Genomic DNA, 25,095 nt, shown 5'->3' on the forward strand with positions numbered 1-25,095 from the left:
CCATGGGGATCTTCGACCCCTACAAGGGTTTCGGCGTCACCTTCTCGACCATGTTCAAGAAGCCGACGACCGAGCAGTATCCGGAGGAGAAGAAGGCGACCGCGCCCCGTTTCCACGGCCGGCACCAACTCAACCGTCATCCGGACGGGCTGGAGAAGTGCGTCGGGTGTGAGCTGTGCGCCTGGGCGTGCCCAGCGGACGCGATCTACGTCGAAGGCGCCGACAACACCGACGAGCAGCGGTACTCCCCGGGAGAACGGTACGGGCGCGTCTATCAGATCAACTATCTGCGTTGCATCCTGTGCGGCCTGTGCATAGAGGCATGCCCGACCAGGGCACTGACCATGACCAACGATTACGAGCTCGCCGACGACAGCCGCTCGGATCTCATCTTCACCAAGGAACAACTGCTCGCTCCGCTGCGGGAAGGGATGACGGCGCCGCCGCATCCGATGTTCCTCGGCGATAGCGAAACGGACTATTACCGATTTGACCCGAACCGCTCGGGTCCGTTCGACGCCGCCGGGTCCGCAGGTTCGGGCTTGGTTGGTTCCGGGTCACCTGACCCGGACACGGCGCGTGGCGGGGATTCGGAGCTGATCCGATGAGCGCGCAGATCATGGTTCAGGCGGCGGGTGAGTTCACCCGGACATCCACCGGTGAGGCCACGACATTCTGGATACTCGCGCCGGTCGCCGTTCTCGCCGCGCTGGCCATGGTGCTCGCCCGCAGCGCCGTGCACGCGGCCCTGCTGTTGGTCGCGAACCTGTTCTGTCTGGCCGTGTTCTACATGGTGCAGGATGCGCCGTTCCTCGGTTTCGTACAGATCATCGTGTACACCGGGGCAATCATGGTGTTGTTCCTGTTCGTGCTCATGCTGGTCGGGGTGGACTCCTCGGACTCCCTCGTGGAGACCCTGCGCGGCCAGCGGGTGGCGGCGATCGTTCTCGGGCTCGGGTTCGCCGGGCTGCTGGCCTTTCCGATCGGCGGTGTGATCAGTGGGACCAGGGCCGCCGGGCTCGACGCGGCCAACAACGGCGGCAACATCCAGGCGATCGCCCGCCTGCTGTTCACCAACTACGTGTTCGTGTTCGAGATCGTGTCCGCATTGCTGATCATCGCTGCGGTCGGTGCCATGGTGCTCGGCCATCGCGAGCGCGTCGGTGGGAAGATCACGCAGAAGGAGATGCTGCGGCGGCGGTTCGCCGCGGGCGGCCCGGTCACTCCGGTGCCGGGACCGGCCGTGTACGCGACACCCGAGGCAGCCAGCGCACCAGCGACACTTCCGGCCGGGTCCGGTAGCGATTCCGGCGGTGGTTCCGGCGGTGGTTCCGGCGGTGGTTCCGGCGGTGGCGATGCGGACAGCCCGCACCCGGTCGGGGCCGGAAAGGGCACGGTCCGATGAATCCCGCGAACTATCTGATCCTGTCCGCTCTCCTGTTCACGATCGGGGCGGTGGGCGTCCTGGTGCGCCGTAACGCCATTGTCGTGTTCATGTGCGTCGAGCTGATGCTCAACGCGGCGAACCTGACCCTGGTCACCTTCTCCAGGATCAACGGAACGCTGGACGGCCAGATCATCGCGTTCTTCGTGATGGTCGTCGCCGCCGCGGAGGTGGTCGTCGGCCTGGCCATCATTCTTACGATCTTCCGAACCCGCCGCTCCATCTCGGTGGACGATGTGAATCTACTGAAGTACTAGGACCTGTCCGGTGGATATCGGTCGATGCGGGCGATGATCCAGAAGGTCTCCAGTCCGCCGGTCGAGGGCGCTGGCGCCAGGTGCAGTGACGAATCGGTGGCCGGAATACCGGTTACGGCAGAACGGACGATGAGTGCAGTGACGCATATACATCTTGGCCATGCATCCAGTGTCGATGAGTACCGCGTCGATGCATTCGGTGGCCGTGCCGACGGTAACGAGGTACGCCATGCCGCATGAGCTGCAGTACGCCCCCGCCGTCGGCTCGTTCTCGCTGATGTGGCTGTTGTTGGTGCTGCCGCTGGCGGGGGCGGCGATCCTGTTGCTGGGTGGGCGCCGTACCGACCGCTGGGGCCACCTGCTGGGTACCGCGACCGCCGCCACGAGCTTTGTCGTGGCTCTGGTGTTGTTCTTCGCGCTGCTGGGGCGCAGCGGCGACGATCGGGCGGTCTCGCAACACCTGTTCTCCTGGATTCCGGTCAACAGTTTCCAGGTGGATGCCGGGTTGCTGTTCGATCAGCTGTCCGCGCTCTTCGTTCTGTTGATCACCGGGGTGGGGACACTCATCCACGTCTATTCGATCGGCTACATGGCGCACGATCCGGCGCGGCGGAAGTTCTTCGCGTACATGAACCTGTTCCTGGCGTCCATGCTGCTGCTCGTGCTCGGTGACAACTTCCTGGTCCTCTACGCCGGGTGGGAGTTGGTCGGTCTCTCGTCCTACCTGCTCATCAAGTTCTGGGAGGACAAACCGGCCGCGGCGACCGCGGCGAACAAGGCCTTCTACATGAACCGGGTCGGCGACGTCGGGCTGGCCCTGGCCGTCATGTTCATGTTCGCGACGGTCGGCAGCACGAACTTCGACACGGTGTTCGGCGCGGCCGCCGCGGGTGTCATCGGTTATGGGACGCTGACGGCGATCGCCCTGTTGCTCCTACTGGGCGCCTGTGGGAAGTCCGGCCAGTTCCCGCTGCAGGCGTGGTTGCCCGATGCGATGGAGGGTCCGACCCCGATCTCCGCGCTCATCCACGCGGCCACCATGGTGACAGCCGGGGTGTATCTCATCGCCCGGGCCAATCCGATCTTCACCGAAACCCAGGCGGCCCGGACCGTTGTTGTGATCATCGGCGCTGGCACCATCCTGATCGGCTGTGTCATCGGTTGTGCCTACGACGACATCAAGAAAGTGCTCGCCTATTCGACGGTGAGCCAGATCGGTTACATGTTCCTGGCCGTCGGTCTCGGTCCGGCGGGTTACGCCCTCGGGATCATGCATCTGCTCGCGCACGGCTTTTTCAAGGCGGGGCTGTTCCTCGGCTCCGGTTCGGTGATCCACGCCATGAACGGCGAGCAGGATATGCGAAAATACGGTGCCCTCTGGCGGCTGATGCCGATCACCTGGGCTACCTTCGGTATCTGCTATCTCGCGATCATCGGAGTGCCCCCGCTGTCGGGGTTCTTCACCAAGGACAAGATCATTGAAGCCGCCTTCGACAAGGGTGGAACCAGCGGGTATCTGCTGGGCTCGGCCGCGTTGCTCGGCGCGGGGATCACCGCCTTCTACATGACACGGCTGTTTCTCATGACCTTCCACGGCGAGCGCCGCTGGTCGGACACGGGGCCGGAGGCCAGGCACCCGCACGAGTCCCCGACCGTGATGACCGGTCCGATGGTTCCGTTGGCGATCGGGGCTGCGGTTGCCGGTGGACTGTTCGTCCTCGGTGGTTCCATTCAGAACTGGCTGGCGCCGGTGGTCGGCGAGAGCGTCGAGGCGGGCGTGCACACCATGTCCCCGGCGGTCCTCACCGCACTCACCCTGCTCGTCGCCGCTGGCGGGTTCGCCGGGGCCTATCTTCGCTACCAGCTCCGTCCGGTCGATGCCGTGGCCCGGCCCGACGCCGAGGTCGGCCTGGTGACCGTCGCCGCGCGACGCGATCTCTACGCCAACACGTTCAACGAAACCGTGTTCATGCGCCCGGGTCAGTACGCCACCCGGTTCCTGGTCTGGCTGGACACCGTCGGAGTGGATGGTGTGGTCCGTGGCACCGCCGCGGCGGTCGGCGGCCTGTCCGGACGGTTGCGCCGGACCCAGACCGGATTCGTCCGCTCCTATGCGCTGTCGATGTTGGGAGGTGCCGTCCTCGTGGTCGGCGCGCTCTACCTGGTAAAGGCCGGATGACGTGAACAGTTTCCCCTGGTTGACGGTCCTGCTGATCGTCCCGGCCGTGGCCGCGGTTGTCGTGATGGCCGTCCCGCGGCGGTTCGCCACCGTGGCCAAGCAGATCACACTTGCGGTCACGCTCGTGGAGTTCGGGCTGGCGCTACTGGCCACCATCGCTTACGAGCCGTCGCGTGCCGGTTTCCAGTTCGCCCAGAAGTACTCCTGGATCAGGCAGTTCGGGGTTTCCTACTCGGTCGGCGCCGACGGCATCTCGCTGGTGCTGATCCTGCTCGCGACGCTGCTGGTGCCGGTCGTCGTGCTGGCTTCCTGGGATGAGGTTGCGGGCCCTGCGCAGGCCGGTGCCGGTGGTGCCGATGTGGTGAGCCGACGCAGCGTTTCCGCGTTCTTCGCACTCCTGCTCGCCCTCGAAGTGGGGATGATCGGCGTATTCGCGGCGACCGACGTCTTCCTGTTCTACGTCTTCTTCGAGGCGATGCTGATCCCGATGTACTTCCTGATCGGCAGCTACGGAGCGGTCAAGGAGCAGGCGCAGCGGTCCTACGCCGCGGTGAAGTTCCTGCTCTACAGCCTGTTCGGCGGCCTGTTGATGCTCGCCGCCGTGATCGGCCTGTATGTGGTCTCGGCTGACCAGCTGGGCACCGGCACCTTTGACTTCGCAACGTTGCGCCAGCTCGATATCACTCCGGGTGTCCAGAAGCTGTTGTTCCTCGGCTTCTTCATCGCGTTCGCCATCAAGGCGCCGTTGTTCCCCTTCCACACCTGGCTCCCCGACGCCGGCGCGCAGTCGCCGACCGGAGGCGCGATCCTGTTGGTGGGGGTACTGGACAAGGTCGGAACCTTCGGGCTGATCCGATACTGCATCCCGCTGTTCCCGGATGCCTCGTCCTACTTCGCGCCCATGGTGCTCGCCCTCGCTGTGGTCGGAATCTTCTACGGTGCGCTGCTGGCCATCGGCCAGCGGGACATGAAACGCCTGGTTGCGTACACGTCGCTGGCGCACTTCGGCTTCATCGCTATGGGAACCTTCGCGTTGACGTCGCAGGGCGGGACGGGCGCGGTGCTTTACATGGTCAATCACGGTCTGTCCACGGGGCTGCTGTTCCTCGTGGTCGGGTTCCTGGTGACCCGGCGCGGCAGCCGGGACGTCAGCGCCTACGGCGGAATGGCGAAGGTCACCCCGGTACTGGCCGGGGTCTTCCTGATCGCGGGTCTGTCATCGCTGGCGCTGCCCGGCCTGAACAGCTTCGTCAGTGAGTTTCTGGTGCTGGCCGGAACGTTCACCCGGTATCGGGCGCTGGCGATCGTGGCCACCTGTGGAATCGTGTTGGCCGCGATCTACATTCTGTACCTCTTTCAGCGGACCATGACCGGCCCGCTGGTCCATGAGCAGGCCAAGGGCGTTCTCGATCTCAGTGTTCGAGAGAAGATCGTCGTTGCCCCGGTGGTCGCGCTGATCATTGCGCTCGGCGTGTATCCGAAGCCACTCATCGACATCATCCGTCCGACGGTCACGGCGACGTTCGAAGATGCCGGGCACACCGATCCGGCGCCTAGCGTCCCAGTGAACGCCGCGCCCGTGAACGCAAGCCAGGCCGGAGGCCACTCGTGAGCGCCGCACCAACCGCCGTCCTGGGCCAGCAGCTCCTGGCTCAGGACGTCCTGACCCAGAGCACCCGGGGGACGATCGACGTCCCGTCGATCCAGTACGGGGCACTGAGTCCGATCATCATCGTGTTCGGGGTGGCGCTGGCGGCCGTTCTCATCGACGCCTTCGCGCCGGCGAAGGCACGCCGGACCCTCCAGCCGCTGTTGGCTGCGGGCGGGTTCGCGGCGGCATTCGTCGCGGTCGTGCTGCTGCGCGGCCGCCGGCAGATCCTTGCGGCCGGTGCGGTGGCCATCGACAGCCCCACGTTGTTCATGGAAGGCGCCATCCTGCTGTTCGCCTTCCTGGCGGTGCTGCTCGTTGCAGAACGGCGGTTGGACTCCTCGGGCGGCGCGATCGTGGCCTCCGCGGCGCTCACCCCGGGTTCACCGGGGGCGACCGCCGCGCGGACCTCGGCTGGTGTGCAGACCGAGGTATACGCGTTGATGGCCTTCTCGGTGGCCGGGATGTTGTTGTTCGTCTCCGCCAACACACTTCTGACCATGTTCGTGGCGCTGGAGATTCTGTCGCTGCCGCTCTACCTGCTCGCCGGCCTCGCCCGCCGCCGCCGGCTGCTGTCGCAGGAAGCCGCGATGAAGTACTTTCTGCTCGGGGCGTTCTCCTCGGCCTTCTTCATCTACGGGCTGGCCTTCCTCTACGGCTATGCCGGCAGCGTCGACCTCGGCCGGATCGCCGATGCCGCGGGTACGGTCGGCGCGAACGACACCTACCTGTACCTGGGTATGGCCCTTCTCGGCATCGGTCTCTTTTTCAAGATCGGTGCGGCGCCGTTCCACTCGTGGACTCCAGACGTCTATCAGGGATCACCGACACCGATCACCGCGTTCATGGCCGCGGGTACGAAGGTGGCGGCGTTCGGGGCGCTGCTGCGGGTCTTCTACGTGGCCTTCGGCGGCCTGCGCTGGGACTGGCGGCCGATTGTATGGACGATCGCCATCCTGACCATGGTCGTCGGCGCGGTGCTGGCGCTGACTCAGCGCGACATCAAGCGGATGCTCGCCTACTCGGCGATCGCGCACGCCGGCTTCCTGCTCACCGGCCTGGCTGCGGCGAACAGCGACGGGCTGCGCGGCTCTCTGTTCTACCTGGTCGCCTACGGTTTCACCACGATTGCCGCATTCGGGCTCGTCACCATGGTCAGGACCTCGGACGGCGAGGCCAGCGACCTGTCCCAGTGGCAGGGGCTGGGGCGGCGGTCGCCGACTCTCGCGGGCATCTTTGCCTTCCTTCTGCTCGCTCTTGCCGGCATCCCGCTGACCAGCGGGTTCACCGGGAAGTTCGCGGTCTTCCAGGCAGCCGTCGCCGGACACGCGACGCCACTGGTGGTTGTCGCACTCGTCACGAGCGCGATCGCCGCCTTCTTCTACGTTCGGGTGATCGTATTGATGTTCTTCCAGGAACCGGCGACGGAAGGTCCGATAGTCGTCACTCGTCCGACACTCACCTATGCCGCAGTCGGCGTCGGGGCGATTGTGACGCTGCTGCTGGGAGTTGCTCCACAGCCGCTGCTCGACCTCGCCGGCACCGCTGCCGCCTCCGGCTTCGTACGCTGACGAACATATGAGCACAACCGGGCTGGATCTCACGGGGATCAGGACAGATCCTGATCTTGAATTTGCTGTTCGCCTTGGCCTTGACAAAGTCGAACGGATGTTGCGCGATGCTGTCCGCAGCGACGTACCCTTTGTCACCGAGACGTCGCGGCACCTGGTGGACGCCGGCGGCAAGCGGTTCCGACCGATGGTCGTGCTGCTCGCCGCCCAGTTTGCCGACCCTGACGCCGAAGGTGTCGTTCCGGCCGCGGTGGCGATCGAGCTCACCCACCTGTCGACCCTCTACCACGATGACGTCATGGACGAAGCGCCGTTGCGACGGGGAGCGGCGTCGGCGAACGTCCGGTGGACCAACACGATCGCTATCCTGACCGGTGACTTCCTGTTCGCCCGGGCGTCAGACATCACCGCTGATCTGGGTCCGGCGGCCACCCGTATCCTGGCGCGTACGATTGCGACGCTGTGCGAGGGGCAGATCCGGGAAACCGTCGGACCGGTTGCGGGACAGGATCCCGTTGACCACTATCTCCGTGTGATCACAGAGAAGACCGCGTCGCTGATCGCCGCGTCCGGTCGGCTCGGCGCGATGCTCGCCGGTTCTGATGCCTATACCGCGGACACCCTCGCGGCGTTCGGGGAACGGTTCGGCGTCGCCTTCCAGCTGTCCGATGACCTGATCGACGTGGCCTCGGACGAGGCGGCCTCCGGCAAGACGCCCGGCACCGATCTGCGCGAGGGGATTCCCACGCTACCGGTGCTGTATGTGCTGCAGGAGGACGATGCCGCAGCGGAGCGGCTGCGCAGGCTGATGGCGGACGGCTTCGCCGCGGAGGGGGCGCTTGCAGAGGCGTTGGATCTGCTGCGCGGCCATCGGGCCATGCGGCGGGCTCGTGCCGAGGTGGCGCGTTGGGCGAGCGACGCGCGTGACTGTCTGGCCTCCTTGGAGAACGGACCGGCCAGGGGCGCTCTGGAGGCACTTGCCGACTATGTGATCGACCGTACGGGGTGAACCGGGCGCAACGGGCTCTCACAGCGAGCGCCCACTCGGGGATGCAGGGAGGTCCGAGTGGGCGGACCGCGGTACGAATCTCTATCGGCTGTGCGGCCAGACCGGCGCGATATTGCGGAGTTCCAACACACTGTTGGAAAGATCTTCGAGCGGGATGCCGGGAGTCGTCGGAACGGGAACGGGAACCGTGATCTCCGGGCCGGAGGACGCCGGTCCGCCGGCTGAGGCGCTGGCGCCCGGAGCCTGCGCCGTGCCGGCCGTGGCGCTGCCGGTCTGCGCAACCACGTCGGCTGGCGGGGTGCCGGGCGGGGGCGTGGCGCCCGGCGGTACGGCGGTCGGGGGCGACGTGTTCGTCAGTGGGTTCGCGGAGACCGCCACAGACGTCGCCGGGCCCGCCGCGGGTGCGGCCGGATCGTTCCCGGTGGTCGCTACCTGTCCGGTACCGGTCGGCCCGTTGGATGCCCCGTCGGTGGACGGTGCGGTGGCTCCGGGCTGTACCGGGAGCGCGGGTGCACCGGCTGGGATGTCGCCGGCTGCGGTGCCGGTGCCGGTGCCGGTGACTGGGGCGCTTGCCGGGATGCCCACCTGTGGTCGGCCGGCATCGTCGGGCGCCGTGGTCGGATCGCCGCCCGTAACGGTCCGTCCGGAAAGGGTTGATCTGCTCCGGATGCCTGGGGGTACGAGCCTTGGCGACGGCTGACCGGTCTCGCTGTGCCCCTGGGTGGTGGCGGGTTCGGTGAACGAGACCCCGGTACCGATCCCCATGCTGGGTGCGGCTCCCGTGGTGGCGGGATCACCTGCCGGGGTGTCACCGCCACCCGCCAGGGCCATGCCGGTCAGTATCGCGGAGATACCGGCCAGCGATGCTGTGCCGGCGACGACCAGGCGGCTGCGACCCTGCTTGGTGGCGACGCGCCGGTGCGTGGCGCGATGCGCGCCACGTGGGCGGGTGCCGCGCGATCGGGCACTGCCGTCGTTGCTTGAAGCCGGTACGTCTGACGCAGACACGGCACTCCGCTCGTCGGTGCTGCCGGTTGGCCATGCCTGGCGTCGTGCCATCGCGGTGGAAGCAAGCACCGTCGTCTGACCGGCGCGGGCTGTGGTGCTCATCGAGAGCGGGCCGGTTACCGTGTCCAGTTCACCGGAGTCGAACAGCTGCTGGCGAGGGAGGAACATCGCCCCCGCCGGCCTGGGTGTCCGCTCCGCTCCGCCCGCGGACCTGGTGATCGCAGGGCCGGTGGCCGGGCGGGCATGGTCGGGATCTGGGCGGCCTGGGTTGTCGAGCGCCTGAAGTGAATGCCGGCCAGCGGAGTGGTTACCCACGGCCCACCTCGAATCTGGTATCGGGTGCGATCTGGGGATACATCCGCGCTGTTCGGGATTGCCGGCGACGGGACGGTTCGTCCTGCACTGCTCCTCCGGATCGGTAGCTGATGGTAGCCCCCCGAACCCCACCACACGCCTGACTGATCCAGATTGATCCGAAAAGGCGGAGTCGGGATGTCAGCTGCTCTATGACCTTACCCGACCGGTTGCCGTCATCCCAGCAAGAGTCGGACAAGGTTGCATCAAAGGTGCTATCCGGGCGCAACGCAGGCACGCTTCACGATCACAGTGGTTTGCCGTCGAAGCAGTCGAAGGCCCCGAAGCGGCTGAAGCCGTGGAGCCCGGGACCGCCCGCGGCGGTCGGATCGGCAGCTGGTCGCGCGGTCTCCGGCCCGTCAGACGCATCCGGCCCGTCGGATGCCGACGGGCCGGACAGACGTTGTTCAGCGGCCTCCTAGGCAACCGTCCAGGTGTCGCCGCTGCTCAGCAGAGCCATCAGGTCGCCCTCGCCCTGGCGGGCCCGGGCGTCGGTGATCTGGTTGTTGAGCTGTTCGTCGTAGGTGGGAGCGTCGACGTTGCGGAAGACCCCGACCGGGGTGACCCCGGCCGAGCTTCCGGTGAGTCGTGACAGCGCGAACGCCTGGCTCGGCTCCGCGGCCTGTGCGTCGTGGACCAGCACACCATCGTCGGTCGCGGCGCACACCTCCAGCTCGCCCGACGCACCTCGGCGGATGCCCTTGTCGAGGTCCGTACCGAAAATCATCGGCTCGCCGTGGACGAGGCGCAGGGTCGCGTCATCCTTGGATGACCGCTCCTTGAGGGCGTCGAAGGCCCCGTCGTTGAAGATGTTGCAGTTCTGAAAGATCTCGACGAACGCTGACCCGGGATGCGCGGCGGCTGCCCGCAGGACGGCGGTCAGGTGCGCCCGTTCGGAGTCGATCGAGCGAGCGACAAAGGACGCTTCGGCCCCGAGCACGAGTGAGATCGGGTTGTAGGGGCGGTCCAGGGACCCGAACGGTGTCGACTTTGTGATTTTCCCCACTTCCGAGGTGGGGGAGTACTGACCCTTGGTCAACCCGTAGATCCGGTTGTTGAACATCAGGATTTTGATGTTCACGTTTCGGCGCAGCGCATGGAGCAGATGGTTGCCGCCGATGGACAGTGCGTCACCATCGCCGGTGACAACCCATACCGACAGATCCGGTCGGGAGACGGCCAGCCCCGTTGCGATGGCCGGTGCTCGACCGTGGATGGAATGCATCCCGTAGGTCTGGAGGTAGTACGGGAAACGGGACGAGCACCCGATACCCGAGATGAACGCGATGTTCTCGCGGGCAATCCCGAGTTCGGGCAGAAACCCCTGGACGGTAGCCAGGATGGCGTAGTCGCCGCAGCCGGGGCACCAGCGGACCTCCTGATCGGAGGTGAAGTCCTTACGGGTCTGCGGGCGGTCGCTGACCGGGATGAGATCGAGTAGTCGGTTGGTGATGCCGGCCTGGTTCGTCGTGACGGTCACTGGTTGATCACGTCCTCCAAGACGCCCGCCAGTTCGGCGGCCTTGAACGGAAGCCCGCGCACCTGGTTGTAGCCGATGGCGTCGACCAGGAACTCCGCCCGGACCATGGCCCTGAGCTGACCGAGGTTCATCTCCGGGACGAGGACCTTGTCGTAGGCACGCAGGACCTCCCCGGTGTTGTCGGGAAACGGGAAAAGGTGACGCAGGTGTGCCTGGGCGACGTGCAGCCCCTTTGCGCGGACACGCCGGCATCCGGCGGCAATGGGTCCGTAGGTCGAACCCCAGCCCAGGACGAGCACCCGGGCGTCGCCGGACGGGTCGTCGACCTCGAGCGGGGCGATGTCACGGGCGATTCCCTCGATCTTCGCCTGGCGCAGACGGACCATGCGGTCGTGATTGGCAGGCTCGTAGGAGATGCCGCCCGAACCGTCCGCCTTCTCCAGACCGCCGATGCGGTGCTCCAGCCCGGGTGTTCCCGGAACGGCCCAGGGCCGGGCGAGCGTCTCGCCGTCACGAAGATATGGCCAGAACTCCGGACCCTTGTCGCCGGTGTGGTTCGGCTCGGTCGCGAACGACACTTCGAGGTCGGGGAGGTCCGTGCGGCTGGGGAGCAGCCACGGTTCCGAACCGTTGGCGAGGTATCCGTCGGAGAGCAGGATGACGGGCGTCCGGTACTTCGTCGCCAGCCGTGCCGCCTCGATGGCGGCGTCGAAGCAGTCCGCGGGCGAGCGGGGAGCGATGACCGGCAGCGGTGCCTCGCCGTTGCGGCCGTTCACGGCCATGCTGAGGTCGGCCTGTTCGGTCTTGGTCGGCAACCCGGTGGACGGCCCGCCGCGCTGGATGTTCACGATGACGAGCGGGAGTTCCAGAGCCACCGCGAGCCCGATGGTCTCGGTCTTGAGGGCCAGGCCGGGACCGGACGTCGTGGTCACGCCGAGTGAACCACCAAAGGCGGCGCCGAGCGCGGCCCCGACGCCGGCGATCTCGTCCTCGGCCTGGAAGGTCCGTATCCCGAAGCGCTTGTGTTTGCTCAGTTCGTGCAGGATGTCGGATGCGGGGGTGATCGGGTAGGAGCCCAGGAACAGCGGCAAGCCGGTGAGTTCGGCGGCGGCGACCAGTCCGTAGGACAGCGCCGTGTTGCCGGAGACGCGCCTGTACCGGCCCGGCTTCATGCGTGCGGGCGCGACCTCGTAGGTGACGGCGAAAGCCTCGGTCGTCTCGCCGTAGTTGTAGCCGGCGCGCAGCGCCGCGATATTCGCGGCGGCGATTTCCGGGCGCTTCGCGAATTTCTTCTCAAGAAAAGCGACGACGCCGGTGGTGGGCCGCTGGTAGAGCCAGCTCATGAGCCCGAGGGCGAACATGTTCTTCGCCCGTTCGGCTTCCTTCTTGTTGACCGTCCCCGCGCTGCTTTCCAGGGCGTTCACCGCGTCGATGGTCATCGACGACAGGGGTACCCGGTGCACCCGATACTCGTCCAGCGAGCCATCGGTGAGCGGGTTGGAGGAATATCCGGCCTTCTTCAGGTTCGCGCCGGTGAAAGCGTCGGTGTTGACGACGAGGTCGGCGCCGTTGGGCAGGTCCTTCAGGTTGGCCTTCAACGCCGCCGGGTTCATGGCCACCAACATGTTCGGGGCATCGCCGGGCGTGAGAATGTCGTGGTCTGAGAAGTGAAGCTGAAATCCGGACACGCCGGCCGGGGTACCTGCTGGCGCACGGATTTCCGCTGGAAAGTCCGGAAGAGTTGACAAGTCGTTACCGAACGCGGCGGTCTCACTGGTGAACTGCTCCCCAGTGAGCTGCATCCCGTCACCTGAGTCACCGGCGAAGCGGATGACGACCCGGTCGAGTCGATGGATTTGACGGTCTCTGACCTGGCCTGACACGTTGTGTGACCTCCTCGGGTACCTCTCGAGCGTACCGGGCGGACTATTGAGGCGGGGCGTAACGTCCCGACGGAGTCATCTGAGTGTGACGACTGCGACACGGGCTGGTCCGATCATGGTGGCGGCGGTCAGGTGCGTGGGCGGGGAAAGCATGGTGGGAACATGGCCCGATGGCTGGCGACACAAGTTCCGTGGCAGGGCGCTCGGCCGAGACTGTGATCGTGGCGCCGGCACTTCGGATCGGGATCGTCGGTGTCGGACGGGCGGGGACAGCGCTGGGCGTGGCTCTTGCCGATGCCGGCCATCCGGTCGTAGCGGTGCATGCGCGGTCCGCGGCGGGCCGGGCGCGGGCTCGGGTCGCCTTCCCGGCGGCTTCGCCGGGGACGCCGGCCGAAGTGGCTGATGTTTCGGATATGACGTTTCTCACTGTTTCCGATGACGCGATCTCGGATGTCCTGGCGGACATCGTGACTGCGGGAGTGCTGCGGACCGGACAGCTCGTCGCCCACGCCAGCGGACAGCACGGGGTGGGTATTCTTCAGCCCGCTCGTGACTGCGGAGCGTTACGAGCAGCGGTGCATCCGATCATGACATTGAGCGGCACCGTGGCGGACGCGGGCCTGCTGTCCGGGGCTTCGTTCGGAGTGACCGCCGACCCGGCCGCCGAGCAGGTCGTGTGCACGCTGGTCGCAGCGATCGGCGGTCGGGTCGTTTTCGTACCCGAGCAGGTACGGACGGCCTACCATGCCGCCGTCGTCCTCGGATCCAACTATCTGGCGACGCTGGTCACGGCCACTCTGGCCCTGTTGGACGAGCTTGGCGTCCCCGAGGGTGCCGATGCCCTCGCTCCGCTGTTGCGACAATCGCTGGACAGCGCCATCGAACGGGGCCCGGCCGCGCTGACCGGCCCGGTCCGGCGCGGAGATGCGGGCACGGTACGTGCGCATCTGGACGCGCTCGGCGCACTCGACCCGGCTGCGATGTCGGCCTACGCGGCGCTGGCATCGCTCGCTCTGAACCAGCTCGAACAAGCGGGTCTTACTGAGCGTGAGCGCGGCGAGGCCGTCCGGGAAGCGTTGTCCGCTCCGGTCACGCACACCGTCTTGTGAGAGCACGGATGGGTCTTGTGAGAGCACGGATGGCGCGGAGGACGCACTGGTGTGGTGATCGCCACAGAAGGTGACGGTCGCGCGTGACTTCCGGATGAACGGGGCACTTCGTATCAGGTGACCTTCCTGGTGCATCCCGCGATCGCTTGGGGTGGGGAACGGTTCTGGTTGATCCGGACGTTAACTACAGGTGCGACCTTCGAGATGACAGGACACCCGATCGCCATGTCCCACCGCTACCACAACGGTCTTAAAACCGCCGCCCTGCTGGGCGTGCTGTCCGCGGTGATTCTCTTTGTCGGTTCCCTGTTCGGGAGCCGTGGTTTGGCCATCGCGTTCATTGTCGCCCTGGGTGTGAACGGGTTCTCGTATTTTTTCTCGGACAAGCTGGCCCTACGCGCGATGCGGGCTTATCCGGTGAGCCAGGTTGAACAGCCACGCATGTACGCGATCGTTCAGGAACTCGCAACTCGGGCAAGGATGCCGATGCCGCGGCTCTACATCAGCCCGACCGGGGCGCCGAACGCGTTCGCCACCGGCCGCAACCCCCGCAACGCGGCGGTCTGCTGTACGTCGGGAATTCTGGAAATCATGGATGATCGTGAGCTGCGCGGCGTCCTGGGCCATGAACTCAGCCACGTCTACAATCGAGACATCCTCATCGCGTCCGTCGCCGGTGCGCTTGCGAGCGTTATCGTTTACCTTGCGCAGTTCGCGGCGATTTTCGGCTTTGGTCGGAGTGGGGACGATGACGGTCCGGGCATCCTGGAGATCATGCTACTCGTCCTGCTGGGACCGATCGCGGCAACGATCATCCAGCTCGCCATCAGCCGGTCCAGGGAGTATCAGGCGGATTCCTCTGGCGCGACGTTGACTGGTGATCCGCTCGGCCTCGCGACGGCGCTGCGTAAACTTGACGCTGGCACGGCTGCCCGACCGCTCCCGCAGACTTCCCAGCTTGGACCTGTGTCGTCGCTCATGATCGCGAACCCGTTTCGGGGCGGCGGGGTTGTCCAGCTGTTCAGTACCCACCCACCCATGGACCGTCGGATCGAGCGGCTGGAGGAGATGGCTCGGATGGACCCCTACCGTTGAATCTCCGACGGAAAGTCGTACCCTGAAAAAGCTAGCACACTCGATCCTGTAAGATCATCAAGCTGGCCGGCGCTTGGCGGCCGGTCAGGGGAGTGGGCGTCCTACGGCGAAGTGATCGTGGCTTTCGTATCGCCGAAGACGCCAGGCACCCCGTAATCCCTGACCCGCGGCGAGGCAAACCCCCCATGCCTCGCCGTGCAGCGCCCCGCCCGAAACCCCCCATCGGGCGGGGCGCACCTTTCTGCGCAGGATCGTAGGCTCTTTGGCGTGCTGAGTTGCTGGGGGCCGCCGGGCGTGCGGGGAGAAGCGTGCTCGCACGCCCTTTGGCCGTGTCGGCTGTGTGGGGCCGCCGGGCGCGCGGGGAGAAGCATGCTCGCACGCCCTTTGGCCGTGTCGGCTGTGTGGGGCCGCCGGGCGTGCGGGGAGAAGCATGCTCGCACGCCCTTTGGCCGGCTAGCGGTAGTTGACGAACTGGAGCGGCAGTCCGAAGTCGGCTTCCTTAAGTATCTGGATGATGCGCTGGAGGTCGTCCCGTTTCTTGCCGGTGACCCGGAGCTGATCCCCTTGAATCTGGGCCTGCACACCTTTCGGGCCGTCGGTCCGGATCTTTTTCGAGATCGCTTTGGCCTTGTCGTCGGCGATGCCCTGTTGCACGGTCACCACCAGCCGGTACTCCTTGCCGGACTGAGTGGGCTCCTCATGCTGCAGCGCTTTGAGCGAAATGCCACGCTTGACCCATTTCTCCTGAAGGACATCCAGTACGGCCTTCACCCGTTCTTCGGTGCTCGCGGTGAGCAGGATGGATTCTCCGGACCACGCCGCTGACGCGCCGGTGTCGCGGAAGTCGAAGCGGGTCCCCACCTCCTTGGCGGTCTGGTTGACGGCGTTGTCGATCTCCTGACGGTCGACCTTGCTCACGATGTCGAACGACGGGTCCGCCACGGTGACGTGCCTCCTTCTCATCGCCCGTACCTGCGCGTAGGCGCAGGACCTTCGCATCCTCGCCCAGCGCCTCGGGCGAGGGCAGTGCCCGATCCCTGATCCCGAGTCTGCCCGCGCCCGCGTAACCCGGCACGCCCTCGTTCGTGCCCCGCCGCTCACCTCGGTGGGACCGGTTGTCGACCAACACGGTCCATCCCGTATGCTGTCCACCAACGGCAGGTTGCCCGAGTGGCCAAAGGGAGCGGTCTGTAAAACCGCCGGCTCAGCCTACGTTGGTTCGAACCCAACACCTGCCACCACCTCAGCTTCGTCCCGGAACACGCTGCTGCACAGGCCCCGAGCGATGCTCGGGGCCTGCCTGCGTCCGTCCGACGCTCCCCGGTCGCGTCCGCCTCGGCAGCGGACGCTGTAGGTGGTAATGGTCGCTGCGGTGACAGTTTCTACCTACGCCCAGGCCTCGGCGGCGGAAGTAGTAGGTGGATGCGGTCGTTATCATGACCGAAACCACCTACGCTGCGGGATCATGCCGTCCCGGTACGGCGGATCTATTCGATCTATAGAGTCCGCAGACATGACTGACACTGGCACGCTTGCCGGCCGCGTACGGGCCGTGTCGCATCTGACCGGTCAGTTTCTGCTGCGTTCCGGGCGGACGAGCGGCGAGTACTTCGACAAGTATCTGTTCGAGGCCGACCCGGGGCTGCTCGCCGGGATCGTCGACGCGATGCGTCCGTTGCTACCCACGGACGCGGACGTGCTGGCCGGTCTTGAGCTCGGTGGTATCCCTCTGGTCACCCTGCTGTCCCAGCGGACGGGAATGCCGGCTCGGTTCGTCCGCAAGAAGGCCAAAGAGTACGGCACCCGTCGGACCGCCGAGGGCGGGACTGTCGAGGGCCTGCGGGTCGTGCTCGTCGAGGATGTCGTGACCAGCGGCGGTGCCATCCTGGACGCGGCCCGGGTCCTGCGGGAACAGGGCGCGATCGTGGAACAAGCCCTGTGCGTGATCGATCGTCAGGAGGGCGGGCGGGCGAACCTCGCTGGAATCGGCCTTGACCTTCGTTCGGTGCTCACCCGTGCTGATCTGGACGCCGTCGCCTGAGGTGCGCGACGCCTGAAGGCGCCCGCTACCGGCGGCCGGCAGCGCCGCGTGGCGTCTTCGGACGCGTGATCTTGGTGGTCATGGCAAATCCTGCAGCGACCTGATGGATCTGCTGTGATCACGCGCCCGTCGGCCGACCTGATGGATCAGCTCCGAGGTTATACGTCCGGGCCGGACCGGGAGGTACCAGTCGGACCGGACCGGGCTGATCCGGTATATTCCGGGCGATCCATTCGAGTCTGGGTCCGGTCGCTTTCGGGGTACGGGTCGTAGGAGTCGCGCGGCAGCGCGTCGTGCCTGGTCAGTCCGTAGATCACGAGTAGGTCGAGCCCGATGAGGATGAACGACCAGCCTGGGAAGATCGCGAAGAAGGCGAGCTGGGCGATCGCGTTGATCCCGCACATGGCGATGCCCAACCACCGCGCCCACTGTTTGCCGGTGAGGATCGCGGCGGCGGTGCCTATCTGGACGATGCCCATGCACAGCAGCAGCCAGCCCCAGAAGTCCAGATCCTGGTAGATGACGGTGTCGTTGGCCGTGATGAGGACGGCATAGTTCCTGAGTGCGGCGATTCCATAGATGAGGTTGTGGAAGCCTGCGATGAAGATCATGGCTGCCGCAAATACCAGCCATCCACCGCCGGTGTGCGCAGAGCGTGCCCGTTCCATACGAATCCTCCCCGGAGCGTGACGGGACGGTGAGCCCTCCTTGGCATGCCCTCGTGATGCCCAGGACATGCCCGGTTGCCCGACATCCCCGTCCGGGACCAGGTGCACGACAGCTCCGACAGCCTGCAATGGTGGTGTTGTTCGGCCTTTGGTCGAGCCTGGTGGGTGCGGATCCCACCCTCGGCGGGTGATGTTCCCCGCTGCGGGCGGTCGCCCTGCGCCGGATCCACTGTTCAGGGGCGGATGATGGTGACCGAGTTGGTGGCCTCGTCCCAGCGCAGCCAGCCGTACTGGAAGGCGCTCTCGCGTCCACCGTCCACCGAGTACTCGTCGCTGATCGGCAGGCCCAGGTCGGAGCCGGCAGCCCCGAACGCCAGATAGTTGCGCAGGATCGACCCGTGGACCTCGTGCGCGCCGGTGAAGCGGCTCCAGTAGATCCGCCCGCCCTGGAACACCGACTGGCGGCTGCCCGCAGCCTCCGCGTCCACCTCGTCGCTGGTTGGCCGTCTCAGGAGGCTGTTGCTGCCACCCAGGGCGAGGTACCGGGTGCTGATTCCACCGTGAACCTCGTGGACGTCGGTGGCAACCGACCAGAAGAGCAGTCCTTTTTGGAACTGCCTCCACCGTCCGCCGCCGCCGGCGGGTTCCTCGTCCCGGCTGGGCACCGCGAGCAGCGAACGTACTCGAGCGTCCGCGCCGTAGCGCTTGTCGATCTCGCTGGTCCGCCCGTCGGCACCGAGTGTCAATGATCCGGCGCTGCAGCAGAAGACGTTCATGTCGATGTTCCCGGCGATACCGGGGACGCTCGCGGACGACGTGTACTGCCATATCGACCATTTCTGCCAGCCACCGGGCAGGGGTCCGGGGGACGATGCCGCGTTGTAGATGGCGAACCACAACGGGTAGCGGGAGAACGATGTCGTGTTTTTCATGATGTCGGTCCAGAACGATCGATAGGTGTACAGGATCGGAGCCCGCCCGGTTCTGGTCTCGACCTCCTCCAGGAAGGCATGAGCCCACGCGGCGAGCTGGTCGGCTGATAACCCGCCCTGCGCCTCGAGATCGAGGACGGGCGCCAGCTGCCCCGCGGAGCGGGTCGGTCCGGTGACGGCGAGGAAGCGGTCTGCCTGGTCGACCGCCGTCGCGATCGGCAGCATGGGCCGCGCGTAGTGGTATACGCCGACCACGAGGCCAGCCTGCTGAGCGTGGGCGCGGTCAGTGGCGAAGTAGGGGTTGGTGTAGCTGTTGCCCTCCGTCGCCTTGATGACGACGAAGTCGATGCCGGCTGAGCGGACCGCGTTCCAGCCGATCTCCGTGCTGCCGGGATGCTGCCATGACGAGACGTCCACGCCCCGCGGCCAGCCGGCTGGGATGGCCAGCGCCGAGCGGGTTCGGGTCGGCATCCCCTCGCCGGGTGGCGCGACGGTGGTGCCTTCGCCCAGGGGAACATCGCCGGGTGAGACGTAGTCCTGGCGGAGGTCCACCGCAGTGGTGTTCGCGGCGGTGGTGTTCGCGGCGGTGAGGTTGCCGGCGGCGCCGGCGCTCGCGGCGGTGATGAGCGTCACCACGGCAGTGGTGGTGATCGTGCGTGTGACCGTTCGCATTGGGCGCCGTCGGAGGGGAGTCGGCGAGTGGCCCGGATCATCGTGGCGGCGGGTGGTGGGAGGTGTCACGTGCATGGGGCTCCCTGGCAGGTGGGGTGGACTGGCCGATGGGTGATCCCTGATGACAGCCTCGCTCGACCGATGGCTACGCTAAGCGCTTGGCATATTACTTAGAGGTATATGGATGGGCGCCAGACAGACTCTGTCGCTACTCACAGTCTTCATGCGTCGCGATTGGGCGAAACTTCCTAGCATTAAGTAGTAATCTGAATTTTGATCTTGGCGACATCCGCTGAAGATCTACTTGCCGCGGCTCGCCCCTGCCGGTCGCCTACCGGTCGGGCTGTGGATTCGCCGCGACCGGGGACTCGAGCTCGTCGGCCGGGTGCCGTCCGAAGCGTCGTTCTGTCGTGTAGCCTTAAGCGCGCGCACATGCCCCTTTAGCTCAGTCGGCAGAGCGTCTCCATGGTAAGGAGAAGGTCTACGGTTCGATTCCGTAAAGGGGCTCTGTGGTAGCGGTCGGTAGTCGGGCAACCGACGTCCGGCCGCTGCTCCGTCGGCTGGCTTGATTGCTGGCGGAGCTGATCCACCAAGGCGGTGTAGCTCAGCCAGGCAGAGCAAGCGGCTCATAATCGCTGTGTCGCCGGTTCAAATCCGGCCACCGCTACCGGCCGGGTGTCGCGACCCGCCAAAAACGACACGCGGTCGTCCCGCATGTCCATAAGCTCTGGTTCGTTCTTGTCCGACCTGCAGGAAGAGGCACAGCACCGTGGCCGCCACCGATGTCCGTCCGAAGATCACCATGGCGTGTCAGGTGTGCAAACACCGCAACTACATCACACGCAAGAACCGCCGCAACGATCCCGATCGTCTGGATCTGCGCAAGTTCTGCCCGAACTGCCGGCAGCACACCGACCACCGCGAGACTCGCTGACCCCGGCTGGTCTCTTTCGCTGTGTGAACCCGGTTCGGCATGTCGGCATAGTTGCGTGGGCCCGTCGCGTTATGGTGTGCCCGTCTGATTGATTTCCTCATCCTGATTGAATGCTGGATCGTCGATGGCGGGCTGTCTTTCGGCTGGCGGGGCATGGGGTACCGCGAAGGCCGTGGTGCTCCACGCGCCACCAGGGTGAGATCGGAGCATGCGATGCCGCTCAACCGGGATTTCGTCGGGCGCAGGTTTGTCGCTGACACACCGTTTCTGGTCGGACGCGAGCACATCCGACAGTTCGCGCTGGCGATCGGCGAGCACAGTCCACTCTGCCATGATCTTGATGCTGCCAAGGCTGCCGGCTATATTGATCTTGTCGCGCCACCCACCTTCCTGACAGCGCTCGGTATGTGGCGGCCGGTCATTCCCACTCATGATCCCACGCTCGGCCTTGACTACTCACTGGTAGTGCATGGTGAGCAGCGATATTCGCTGCGCAGGCCGGTCGTCGCCGGCGATGAGATCGTGGTGTCGGGCACGATCACCGACATCCGAAATGCAGGCCGCAACGAATTGTTGATCAGTGACTACGAGTTCGTGACGACTGCTGGTGAGGTGGTGGCAGCGGCACGTGCGTCGCTGGTCTCCCGCGGAACAGCCATGGCCGAGAAGGGCACATAGGGCCACCATGCCGACGACCGTTGCCTATGACGATGTTGAGGTCGGTACCCTGATTCCGGAACGCGAGTTCCGGATCCGCCGTGAAGATCTTGTTCGTTACTGCGGGGCGTCAGGCGACTTCAATGTGATCCACTGGAATGACCGGGCCGCTACCGAGGTCGGTCTGCCCGGAGTCATCGCCCATGGGATGTACACCATGGCCAGCGCGGCGCGGCTTGTCACCGACTGGGCCGGCGATCCCGGGGCGGTCGTCGACTACGGCGTCCGCTTCTCGTCGTTCGTGCCGGTGCCGGACGACGATGCCGGTGCCGCGGTCGTGGTCAGCGGCGTGGTTGCCAAGAAGCTGGACGACAACCAGGTAGTGGTGAACATCACCGTCCGCTGCGACGGAACCAAGGTGCTGCTGGGCTCGCGTGCCACCGTCCAGCTTTCCTGATCGTATCCTGGGACAATCCGCGACCCATCCTTACGACCTGTGACGGTGTGTCGGGGAGCCTGGCGCGGTTCCCGAACACACCGTCAGTTGTTGGTGCTCCGGGGACTGCGGCCTCCGGGCGCGCGATCTGACGATCATCGCGCGCCCTTTGGCCCTCTGGGCGACCTCTGGTCAGTCCGCCTCGGCCAGCAGGTCGGACATGCGCTGCACACCAGTGGTCAGGTCTTCGTCACCGAGTGCGTATGACAATCGGGCGTAGCCGGGCGTCCCGAACGCCTCACCTGGCACGATCGCGACGCCGGCCTCCTCGAGGATGAGCGTGGTCAGGTCCGCTGAGGTCGTCGGGGTGCGTCCCCGCAGTGTGCGACCGATTACACCGAGCAACGACGGGTAGCAGTAGAAAGCGCCTTCGGGCATCGGACATACCACGCCGGGGGTGTCGGAGAGCATGCGGTGCATGGTCTGGCGACGTCGGTCGAAGGCGAGGCGCATCTGGGCCACCGCGTCCAGGGGGCCGGCCACGGCTGCCAGCGCCGCCGCCTGCGCCACATTGGAGACGTTGGACGCGGCATGGGACTGCAGGTTGATAGCTGCCTTGACGGCATCCGCCGGCCCGATGAGCCAGCCGACCCGCCACCCTGTCATCGCATAGGTCTTGGCGACGCCGTTGACGACGATGCAGCGGTCGGCGATCTCGGGGACCTCGACCGGCAGGGAGGCGAACCGGGCGTCGCCGTACACCAGATGCTCGTAGATCTCGTCGGCGATCACCCACAGCCCGGCATCGGCGGCCCAACGCCCGATCGCCCGGACTTCCTCGGGTGTGTGTACAGCGCCGGTCGGGTTGGACGGCGAGCAGAACACCAGAACCTTCGTACGGGGGGTGCGAGCCGCCTCCAGCTGCTCCACCGTGACCCGGTAACCCTGGTCGGGAGTGGTCACGACGTCCACCGCCGTGCCGCCGGCAAGCCGGATCGACTCCGGGTAGGTCGTCCAGTACGGAGCGGGCAGCAGCACCTCGTCGCCAGGGTCGAGGAGGGTCGCGAACGCCATGTAAACGGCCTGCTTGCCTCCGTTGGTGATGAGTACCTGGCTGGCGGGGACGTTGAAGCCGGAGTCGCGGCGGGTCTTGTCCGCCACCGCCTCCCTGAGCTCCGGTAGGCCGGCGGCCGGTGTATAGCGGTGCATCTTCGGATCGCCGCATGCCTTCTCGGCAGCGGCGACGACATGGTCGGGAGTGGGGAAATCCGGTTCGCCGGCACCAAAGCCGATCACGTCCCGGCCGGCCGCGCGCAGCGCCTTAGCGGTCGAATCCACGGCAAGTGTCGCCGAAGGGGCGATGCCTCCGACGCGGTGAGAGATCCGGGTCATGACCGTCATGCTGCCACGCATACTGGGTTGCCCGCTCGATCATCGGGCCGGTCCGTCCGGATCGTGCCGGGATACCCGGCGTATCCGGACCTGGTGGCTATGTCGGCTGTGACCTCTGGGCCTGGCGGTGGCGCGATGTCGAGCTATAATCGCGCCCCCGGTTCGGTGAGCTGGTCGGCGGTCAGGTGGGCAGCCGGTCAGGCAGGCCGCGGTCCGGTCGGTCGCTGTGCAGCCAGCCTCTTTCCAGCTAGCCTGGGTGCGGTGGAGATGTTGAACCCGATTGCAGACTCGTGGGTGTGGGCCGCGTAAGGGGTCGCGTAGGGAGTATGGTGGATGCGCTTAGGCTGTCATCCTCGCATGTAGCATCGCGGATGATCTCCAGGGTCGCGTGATCTTCAGAGTCACGGTCGAGCCTGGGTTCGTTTCGATCGGCGGCTGCTACCGCGGCGACGGTCGTGGCGTTAAAGGGGCGTGGCTCAATTGGTAGAGCACCGGTCTCCAAAACCGGCGGTTGCAGGTTCGAGTCCTGTCGCCCCTGCGGTATCCGACGATCAGGTAGGTGGAGTGAGTGGCGACCGACACACGTGACGCGGCACCGCGGGCCGGCCAAGCGACCCGGCCTGCAGCCCGGCGCCGTACCACGCCGCTGCGCTTCTACCGAGAGATCGTCGCCGAGCTTCGGAAGGTCATCTACCCGGGTCGGAGTGAACTGATCACCTACGTGGCCGTAGTGCTCGTGTTCTGTTCGATCATGGTGGCATTCGTCGCCTCGCTGGACTTCGGTCTCACCAAGGCGGTGTTGGCGATCTTCGGTTGACATGAACCGCGTTCCGCGGAGCCATGTCACCGCAACGCCCGCACAGCTCACAGAGCACGGTCAAGAGAGAAGGAACGTCCGCGTGTCCCAGTTTCCCGAGCACGTCTCTTCCGAACAGGGGGAGGCTCTCGACGGTCTCAACCCGCTGGCGGCACTGGCGCACGACGAGGTGGCAAGCACGGAAGCCGGCGCCTTGCCGCAGGACGGCGAGGGCGGCGACGGCTCCACCGGCACCGACACGGACCCCGGCTATCTCGCCACGGCGGTCACGGATGTCGACCAGCCCGCCTTCGATGACGATGACGACGATGATGATGATGTCCGGCGGGCGCTGGCGGACGCGCCCGGAGACTGGTACGTCATTCATTCGTATGCCGGCTATGAGAACAAGGTGAAGACGAACCTCGAGACTCGGATCTCCAGCCTCAACATGGAGGACTACATCTTCCAGATCGAGGTGCCGACCGAGGAGGTTCCGGTTATCAAGAACGGCAAGCGCCAGCTGGTTCAACAGAAGAAGTATCCGGGCTATATCTACGTCCGTATGGACCTCACCGACCAGTCGTGGTCGGCCGTTCGAAACACGCCAGGGGTGACCGGCTTCGTCGGCCTGACCAACAAGCCGTCGCCGTTGCGGACGGAGGAGGTCGTGTCGATTCTCGCGCCCCCGGCACCGCCCGAGAAGAAGACCGAGACGGTCCGGGTACAGGAGTTCGAGGTCGGGGAGTCGGTGACCGTCATGGACGGCCCGTTCGCGACCCTGCCTGCGACCATCAGCGAGATCAACCTCGATGCACAGCGGCTCAAGGTGCTGGTGTCCATCTTCGGCCGCGAAACCCCGGTCGAGCTCCAGTTCAACCAGGTTGCGAAGATCTGATCTGCCCGATGGCCGATGGTGGAGCGATCATGTGTGGTCTCGCGCCGCCGGAGGTTCCCACCAGCCCGGCGATCCGTTAGTCGGTTGACGGCGGCGCCGTCGCAGCACTTTCTGCACCGACGGAGACCCCAGGAAACCCAGAGAGAAACGACACCATGCCTCCCAAGAAGAAGAAGATCTCGGCCATCATCAAACTCCAGATCAACGCCGGTGTGGCGACACCTGCGCCTCCGGTCGGCCCGGCGCTCGGCCAGCACGGTGTCAACATCATGGAGTTCTGCAAGCAGTACAACGCGGCCACCGAGTCGCAGCGTGGGAATGTCGTCCCGGTCGAGATCACCGTGTACGACGACCGTTCGTTCACCTTTGTCACCAAGACCCCGCCGGCGGCGCGGCTCATCCTCAAGGCCGCTGGAATAGAAAAGGGCAGCGGTGTTCCGCACCGCACCAAGGTGGCGAACCTCACTGCGGAGCAGATCCGCCAGATCGCCCAGACCAAGCTGCCCGACCTCAACGCGACCACCCTGGAAGCCGCCGAGAAGATCATTGCCGGGACCGCGCGGTCCATGGGTATAACCGTCAGCGGCTAAGTGGTCGGCGCCGGAAGTTGTTCGGGGGGTGTCGGATGCCAG

General features: G+C 66.0%; 23 protein-coding genes and 4 tRNA genes. 20 read left to right on the top strand and 7 right to left on the bottom strand.

What is annotated here, in order from left to right:
- Nucleotides 1–2: 2 nt before the first annotated feature.
- The 7 genes from nuoI (at nucleotide 3) to U9978_RS02860 (ending at nucleotide 8,108) form a co-directional block, all read left to right on the top strand.
- Nucleotides 3–608 carry an NADH-quinone oxidoreductase subunit NuoI gene (gene nuoI / locus U9978_RS02830; protein WP_322759453.1) on the top strand — a complete coding sequence of 202 codons (606 nt, stop codon included), beginning with the start codon at nucleotides 3–5 and terminating at the stop codon, nucleotides 606–608.
- The gene (locus U9978_RS02835; RefSeq protein ID WP_322759454.1) at nucleotides 605–1,405 is read left to right on the top strand and encodes an NADH-quinone oxidoreductase subunit J; all 801 of its coding nucleotides are present in this window, start codon (nucleotides 605–607) and stop codon (nucleotides 1,403–1,405) included. Before nuoI ends, U9978_RS02835 begins: the two co-directional genes overlap by 4 nt.
- Entirely contained in the window at nucleotides 1,402–1,701 is a 300-nt protein-coding gene (nuoK, locus tag U9978_RS02840; protein ID WP_322759455.1) for an NADH-quinone oxidoreductase subunit NuoK, read from the top strand. The genes U9978_RS02835 and nuoK overlap by 4 nt, the downstream gene beginning before the upstream one ends.
- A 229-nt stretch (nucleotides 1,702–1,930) precedes the next feature.
- A complete protein-coding gene (gene nuoL / locus U9978_RS02845; RefSeq protein ID WP_322759456.1) occupies nucleotides 1,931–3,880 on the top strand; it encodes an NADH-quinone oxidoreductase subunit L in 1,950 nt (649 codons plus the stop codon).
- Nucleotide 3,881: 1 nt separating this feature from the next.
- On the top strand, nucleotides 3,882–5,492 hold the full coding sequence (locus U9978_RS02850) for an NADH-quinone oxidoreductase subunit M (protein WP_322759457.1): 1,611 nt from the start codon (nucleotides 3,882–3,884) through the stop codon (nucleotides 5,490–5,492).
- A 35-nt stretch (nucleotides 5,493–5,527) separates the two neighbouring features.
- Complete coding sequence (nuoN, locus tag U9978_RS02855) at nucleotides 5,528–7,099, top strand: NADH-quinone oxidoreductase subunit NuoN (protein WP_322759598.1); 1,572 nt, start codon at nucleotides 5,528–5,530, stop codon at nucleotides 7,097–7,099.
- A gap of 7 nt (nucleotides 7,100–7,106) precedes the next feature.
- Nucleotides 7,107–8,108, top strand: coding sequence for a polyprenyl synthetase family protein (locus U9978_RS02860; RefSeq protein WP_322759458.1), 1,002 nt, complete (start codon nucleotides 7,107–7,109; stop codon nucleotides 8,106–8,108).
- A gap of 81 nt (nucleotides 8,109–8,189) precedes the next feature.
- On the opposite strand, the gene U9978_RS02865 is transcribed toward U9978_RS02860, so the two are convergent.
- From U9978_RS02865 to U9978_RS02875, 3 genes are all read right to left on the bottom strand, one after another.
- A complete protein-coding gene (locus tag U9978_RS02865) occupies nucleotides 8,190–9,431 on the bottom strand; it encodes a hypothetical protein (RefSeq protein ID WP_322759459.1) in 1,242 nt (413 codons plus the stop codon).
- Between the two features lie 457 nt (nucleotides 9,432–9,888).
- Nucleotides 9,889–10,950 carry a 2-oxoacid:ferredoxin oxidoreductase subunit beta gene (locus tag U9978_RS02870; RefSeq protein WP_322759460.1) on the bottom strand — a complete coding sequence of 354 codons (1,062 nt, stop codon included), beginning with the start codon at nucleotides 10,948–10,950 and terminating at the stop codon, nucleotides 9,889–9,891.
- Nucleotides 10,947–12,833, bottom strand: a complete 1,887-nt coding sequence (locus U9978_RS02875; protein WP_322759461.1) for a 2-oxoacid:acceptor oxidoreductase subunit alpha — start codon at nucleotides 12,831–12,833, stop codon at nucleotides 10,947–10,949. The genes U9978_RS02870 and U9978_RS02875 overlap by 4 nt, the downstream gene beginning before the upstream one ends.
- A gap of 170 nt (nucleotides 12,834–13,003) precedes the next feature.
- Here U9978_RS02875 and U9978_RS02880 point away from each other — a divergent pair, with 170 nt between their 5' ends.
- Together U9978_RS02880 and htpX are read left to right on the top strand one after the other, a co-directional pair.
- A complete protein-coding gene (locus U9978_RS02880; protein ID WP_322759462.1) occupies nucleotides 13,004–13,942 on the top strand; it encodes a Rossmann-like and DUF2520 domain-containing protein in 939 nt (312 codons plus the stop codon).
- Between the two features lie 225 nt (nucleotides 13,943–14,167).
- Nucleotides 14,168–15,037, top strand: coding sequence for a zinc metalloprotease HtpX (gene htpX, locus U9978_RS02885; RefSeq protein ID WP_322759599.1), 870 nt, complete (start codon nucleotides 14,168–14,170; stop codon nucleotides 15,035–15,037).
- Between the two features lie 453 nt (nucleotides 15,038–15,490).
- Here htpX and U9978_RS02890 read toward each other — a convergent pair whose 3' ends face one another.
- Nucleotides 15,491–15,979 carry a YajQ family cyclic di-GMP-binding protein gene (locus U9978_RS02890; protein WP_322759463.1) on the bottom strand — a complete coding sequence of 163 codons (489 nt, stop codon included), beginning with the start codon at nucleotides 15,977–15,979 and terminating at the stop codon, nucleotides 15,491–15,493.
- Between the two features lie 214 nt (nucleotides 15,980–16,193).
- On the opposite strand from U9978_RS02890, the gene U9978_RS02895 reads away from it, so the two are divergent.
- Nucleotides 16,194–16,278: transfer RNA gene (locus U9978_RS02895), tRNA-Tyr, on the top strand.
- Nucleotides 16,279–16,550: 272 nt separating this feature from the next.
- A complete protein-coding gene (pyrE, locus tag U9978_RS02900; RefSeq protein ID WP_322759464.1) occupies nucleotides 16,551–17,078 on the top strand; it encodes an orotate phosphoribosyltransferase in 528 nt (175 codons plus the stop codon).
- A 158-nt stretch (nucleotides 17,079–17,236) separates the two neighbouring features.
- On the opposite strand, the gene U9978_RS02905 is transcribed toward pyrE, so the two are convergent.
- Together U9978_RS02905 and U9978_RS02910 are read right to left on the bottom strand one after the other, a co-directional pair.
- Nucleotides 17,237–17,746, bottom strand: coding sequence for a hypothetical protein (locus tag U9978_RS02905; protein WP_322759465.1), 510 nt, complete (start codon nucleotides 17,744–17,746; stop codon nucleotides 17,237–17,239).
- Between the two features lie 233 nt (nucleotides 17,747–17,979).
- The gene (locus U9978_RS02910) at nucleotides 17,980–19,350 is read right to left on the bottom strand and encodes a GH25 family lysozyme (RefSeq protein ID WP_322759466.1); all 1,371 of its coding nucleotides are present in this window, start codon (nucleotides 19,348–19,350) and stop codon (nucleotides 17,980–17,982) included.
- Between the two features lie 434 nt (nucleotides 19,351–19,784).
- On the opposite strand from U9978_RS02910, the gene U9978_RS02915 reads away from it, so the two are divergent.
- The 5 genes from U9978_RS02915 (at nucleotide 19,785) to U9978_RS02935 (ending at nucleotide 21,398) form a co-directional block, all read left to right on the top strand.
- A tRNA-Thr gene (locus U9978_RS02915) sits at nucleotides 19,785–19,857 on the top strand.
- Nucleotides 19,858–19,943: 86 nt separating this feature from the next.
- Nucleotides 19,944–20,017, top strand: a tRNA-Met gene (locus tag U9978_RS02920).
- A 102-nt stretch (nucleotides 20,018–20,119) separates the two neighbouring features.
- Nucleotides 20,120–20,284 (top strand): 50S ribosomal protein L33, encoded by a 165-nt coding sequence (rpmG, locus tag U9978_RS02925; RefSeq protein WP_322759467.1) that lies wholly within the window; start codon nucleotides 20,120–20,122, stop codon nucleotides 20,282–20,284.
- 213 nt (nucleotides 20,285–20,497) lie between these two features.
- On the top strand, nucleotides 20,498–20,962 hold the full coding sequence (locus U9978_RS02930) for an FAS1-like dehydratase domain-containing protein (RefSeq protein WP_322759468.1): 465 nt from the start codon (nucleotides 20,498–20,500) through the stop codon (nucleotides 20,960–20,962).
- Between the two features lie 7 nt (nucleotides 20,963–20,969).
- Nucleotides 20,970–21,398: a MaoC/PaaZ C-terminal domain-containing protein gene (locus U9978_RS02935; RefSeq protein WP_322759469.1), complete on the top strand. Its 429-nt coding sequence runs from the start codon at nucleotides 20,970–20,972 to the stop codon at nucleotides 21,396–21,398.
- 171 nt (nucleotides 21,399–21,569) lie between these two features.
- Here the strand turns inward: U9978_RS02935 and U9978_RS02940 are convergent, their stop codons facing one another.
- On the bottom strand, nucleotides 21,570–22,778 hold the full coding sequence (locus tag U9978_RS02940; protein ID WP_322759470.1) for a pyridoxal phosphate-dependent aminotransferase: 1,209 nt from the start codon (nucleotides 22,776–22,778) through the stop codon (nucleotides 21,570–21,572).
- 456 nt (nucleotides 22,779–23,234) lie between these two features.
- On the opposite strand from U9978_RS02940, the gene U9978_RS02945 reads away from it, so the two are divergent.
- From U9978_RS02945 to rplK, 4 genes are all read left to right on the top strand, one after another.
- Nucleotides 23,235–23,307, top strand: a tRNA-Trp gene (locus U9978_RS02945).
- A 30-nt stretch (nucleotides 23,308–23,337) separates the two neighbouring features.
- Nucleotides 23,338–23,586, top strand: coding sequence for a preprotein translocase subunit SecE (secE, locus tag U9978_RS02950; RefSeq protein ID WP_322759471.1), 249 nt, complete (start codon nucleotides 23,338–23,340; stop codon nucleotides 23,584–23,586).
- Between the two features lie 82 nt (nucleotides 23,587–23,668).
- Nucleotides 23,669–24,463: a transcription termination/antitermination protein NusG gene (gene nusG, locus U9978_RS02955; protein ID WP_322759472.1), complete on the top strand. Its 795-nt coding sequence runs from the start codon at nucleotides 23,669–23,671 to the stop codon at nucleotides 24,461–24,463.
- A gap of 155 nt (nucleotides 24,464–24,618) precedes the next feature.
- Nucleotides 24,619–25,053, top strand: a complete 435-nt coding sequence (gene rplK / locus U9978_RS02960) for a 50S ribosomal protein L11 (RefSeq protein ID WP_322759473.1) — start codon at nucleotides 24,619–24,621, stop codon at nucleotides 25,051–25,053.
- Nucleotides 25,054–25,095: the final 42 nt, after the last annotated feature.

Origin of the sequence: Protofrankia sp. Cr2, assembly GCF_963555885.1 — a bacterium.
Taxonomy (GTDB): Bacteria; Actinomycetota; Actinomycetes; order Frankiales; family Frankiaceae; genus Protofrankia.

Bases quoted from the DNA above. Each gene is read 5' to 3' on its own strand.
- htpX (WP_322759599.1), top strand. From the start codon at position 14,168: ATGTCCCACCGCTACCACAACGGTCTTAAAACCGCCGCCCTGCTGGGC.
- rplK (WP_322759473.1), top strand. From the start codon at position 24,619: ATGCCTCCCAAGAAGAAGAAGATCTCGGCCATCATCAAACTCCAGATC.
- U9978_RS02930 (WP_322759468.1), top strand. From the start codon at position 20,498: ATGCCGCTCAACCGGGATTTCGTCGGGCGCAGGTTTGTCGCTGACACA.
- U9978_RS02905 (WP_322759465.1), bottom strand. From the start codon at position 17,746: ATGGAACGGGCACGCTCTGCGCACACCGGCGGTGGATGGCTGGTATTT.
- nuoI (WP_322759453.1), top strand. From the start codon at position 3: ATGGGGATCTTCGACCCCTACAAGGGTTTCGGCGTCACCTTCTCGACC.
- U9978_RS02835 (WP_322759454.1), top strand. From the start codon at position 605: ATGAGCGCGCAGATCATGGTTCAGGCGGCGGGTGAGTTCACCCGGACA.
- U9978_RS02935 (WP_322759469.1), top strand. From the start codon at position 20,970: ATGCCGACGACCGTTGCCTATGACGATGTTGAGGTCGGTACCCTGATT.
- U9978_RS02880 (WP_322759462.1), top strand. From the start codon at position 13,004: ATGGCTGGCGACACAAGTTCCGTGGCAGGGCGCTCGGCCGAGACTGTG.
- pyrE (WP_322759464.1), top strand. From the start codon at position 16,551: ATGACTGACACTGGCACGCTTGCCGGCCGCGTACGGGCCGTGTCGCAT.
- U9978_RS02860 (WP_322759458.1), top strand. From the start codon at position 7,107: ATGAGCACAACCGGGCTGGATCTCACGGGGATCAGGACAGATCCTGAT.
- U9978_RS02940 (WP_322759470.1), bottom strand. From the start codon at position 22,778: ATGACGGTCATGACCCGGATCTCTCACCGCGTCGGAGGCATCGCCCCT.
- nuoK (WP_322759455.1), top strand. From the start codon at position 1,402: ATGAATCCCGCGAACTATCTGATCCTGTCCGCTCTCCTGTTCACGATC.
- U9978_RS02910 (WP_322759466.1), bottom strand. From the start codon at position 19,350: ATGCGAACGGTCACACGCACGATCACCACCACTGCCGTGGTGACGCTC.
- nuoL (WP_322759456.1), top strand. From the start codon at position 1,931: ATGCCGCATGAGCTGCAGTACGCCCCCGCCGTCGGCTCGTTCTCGCTG.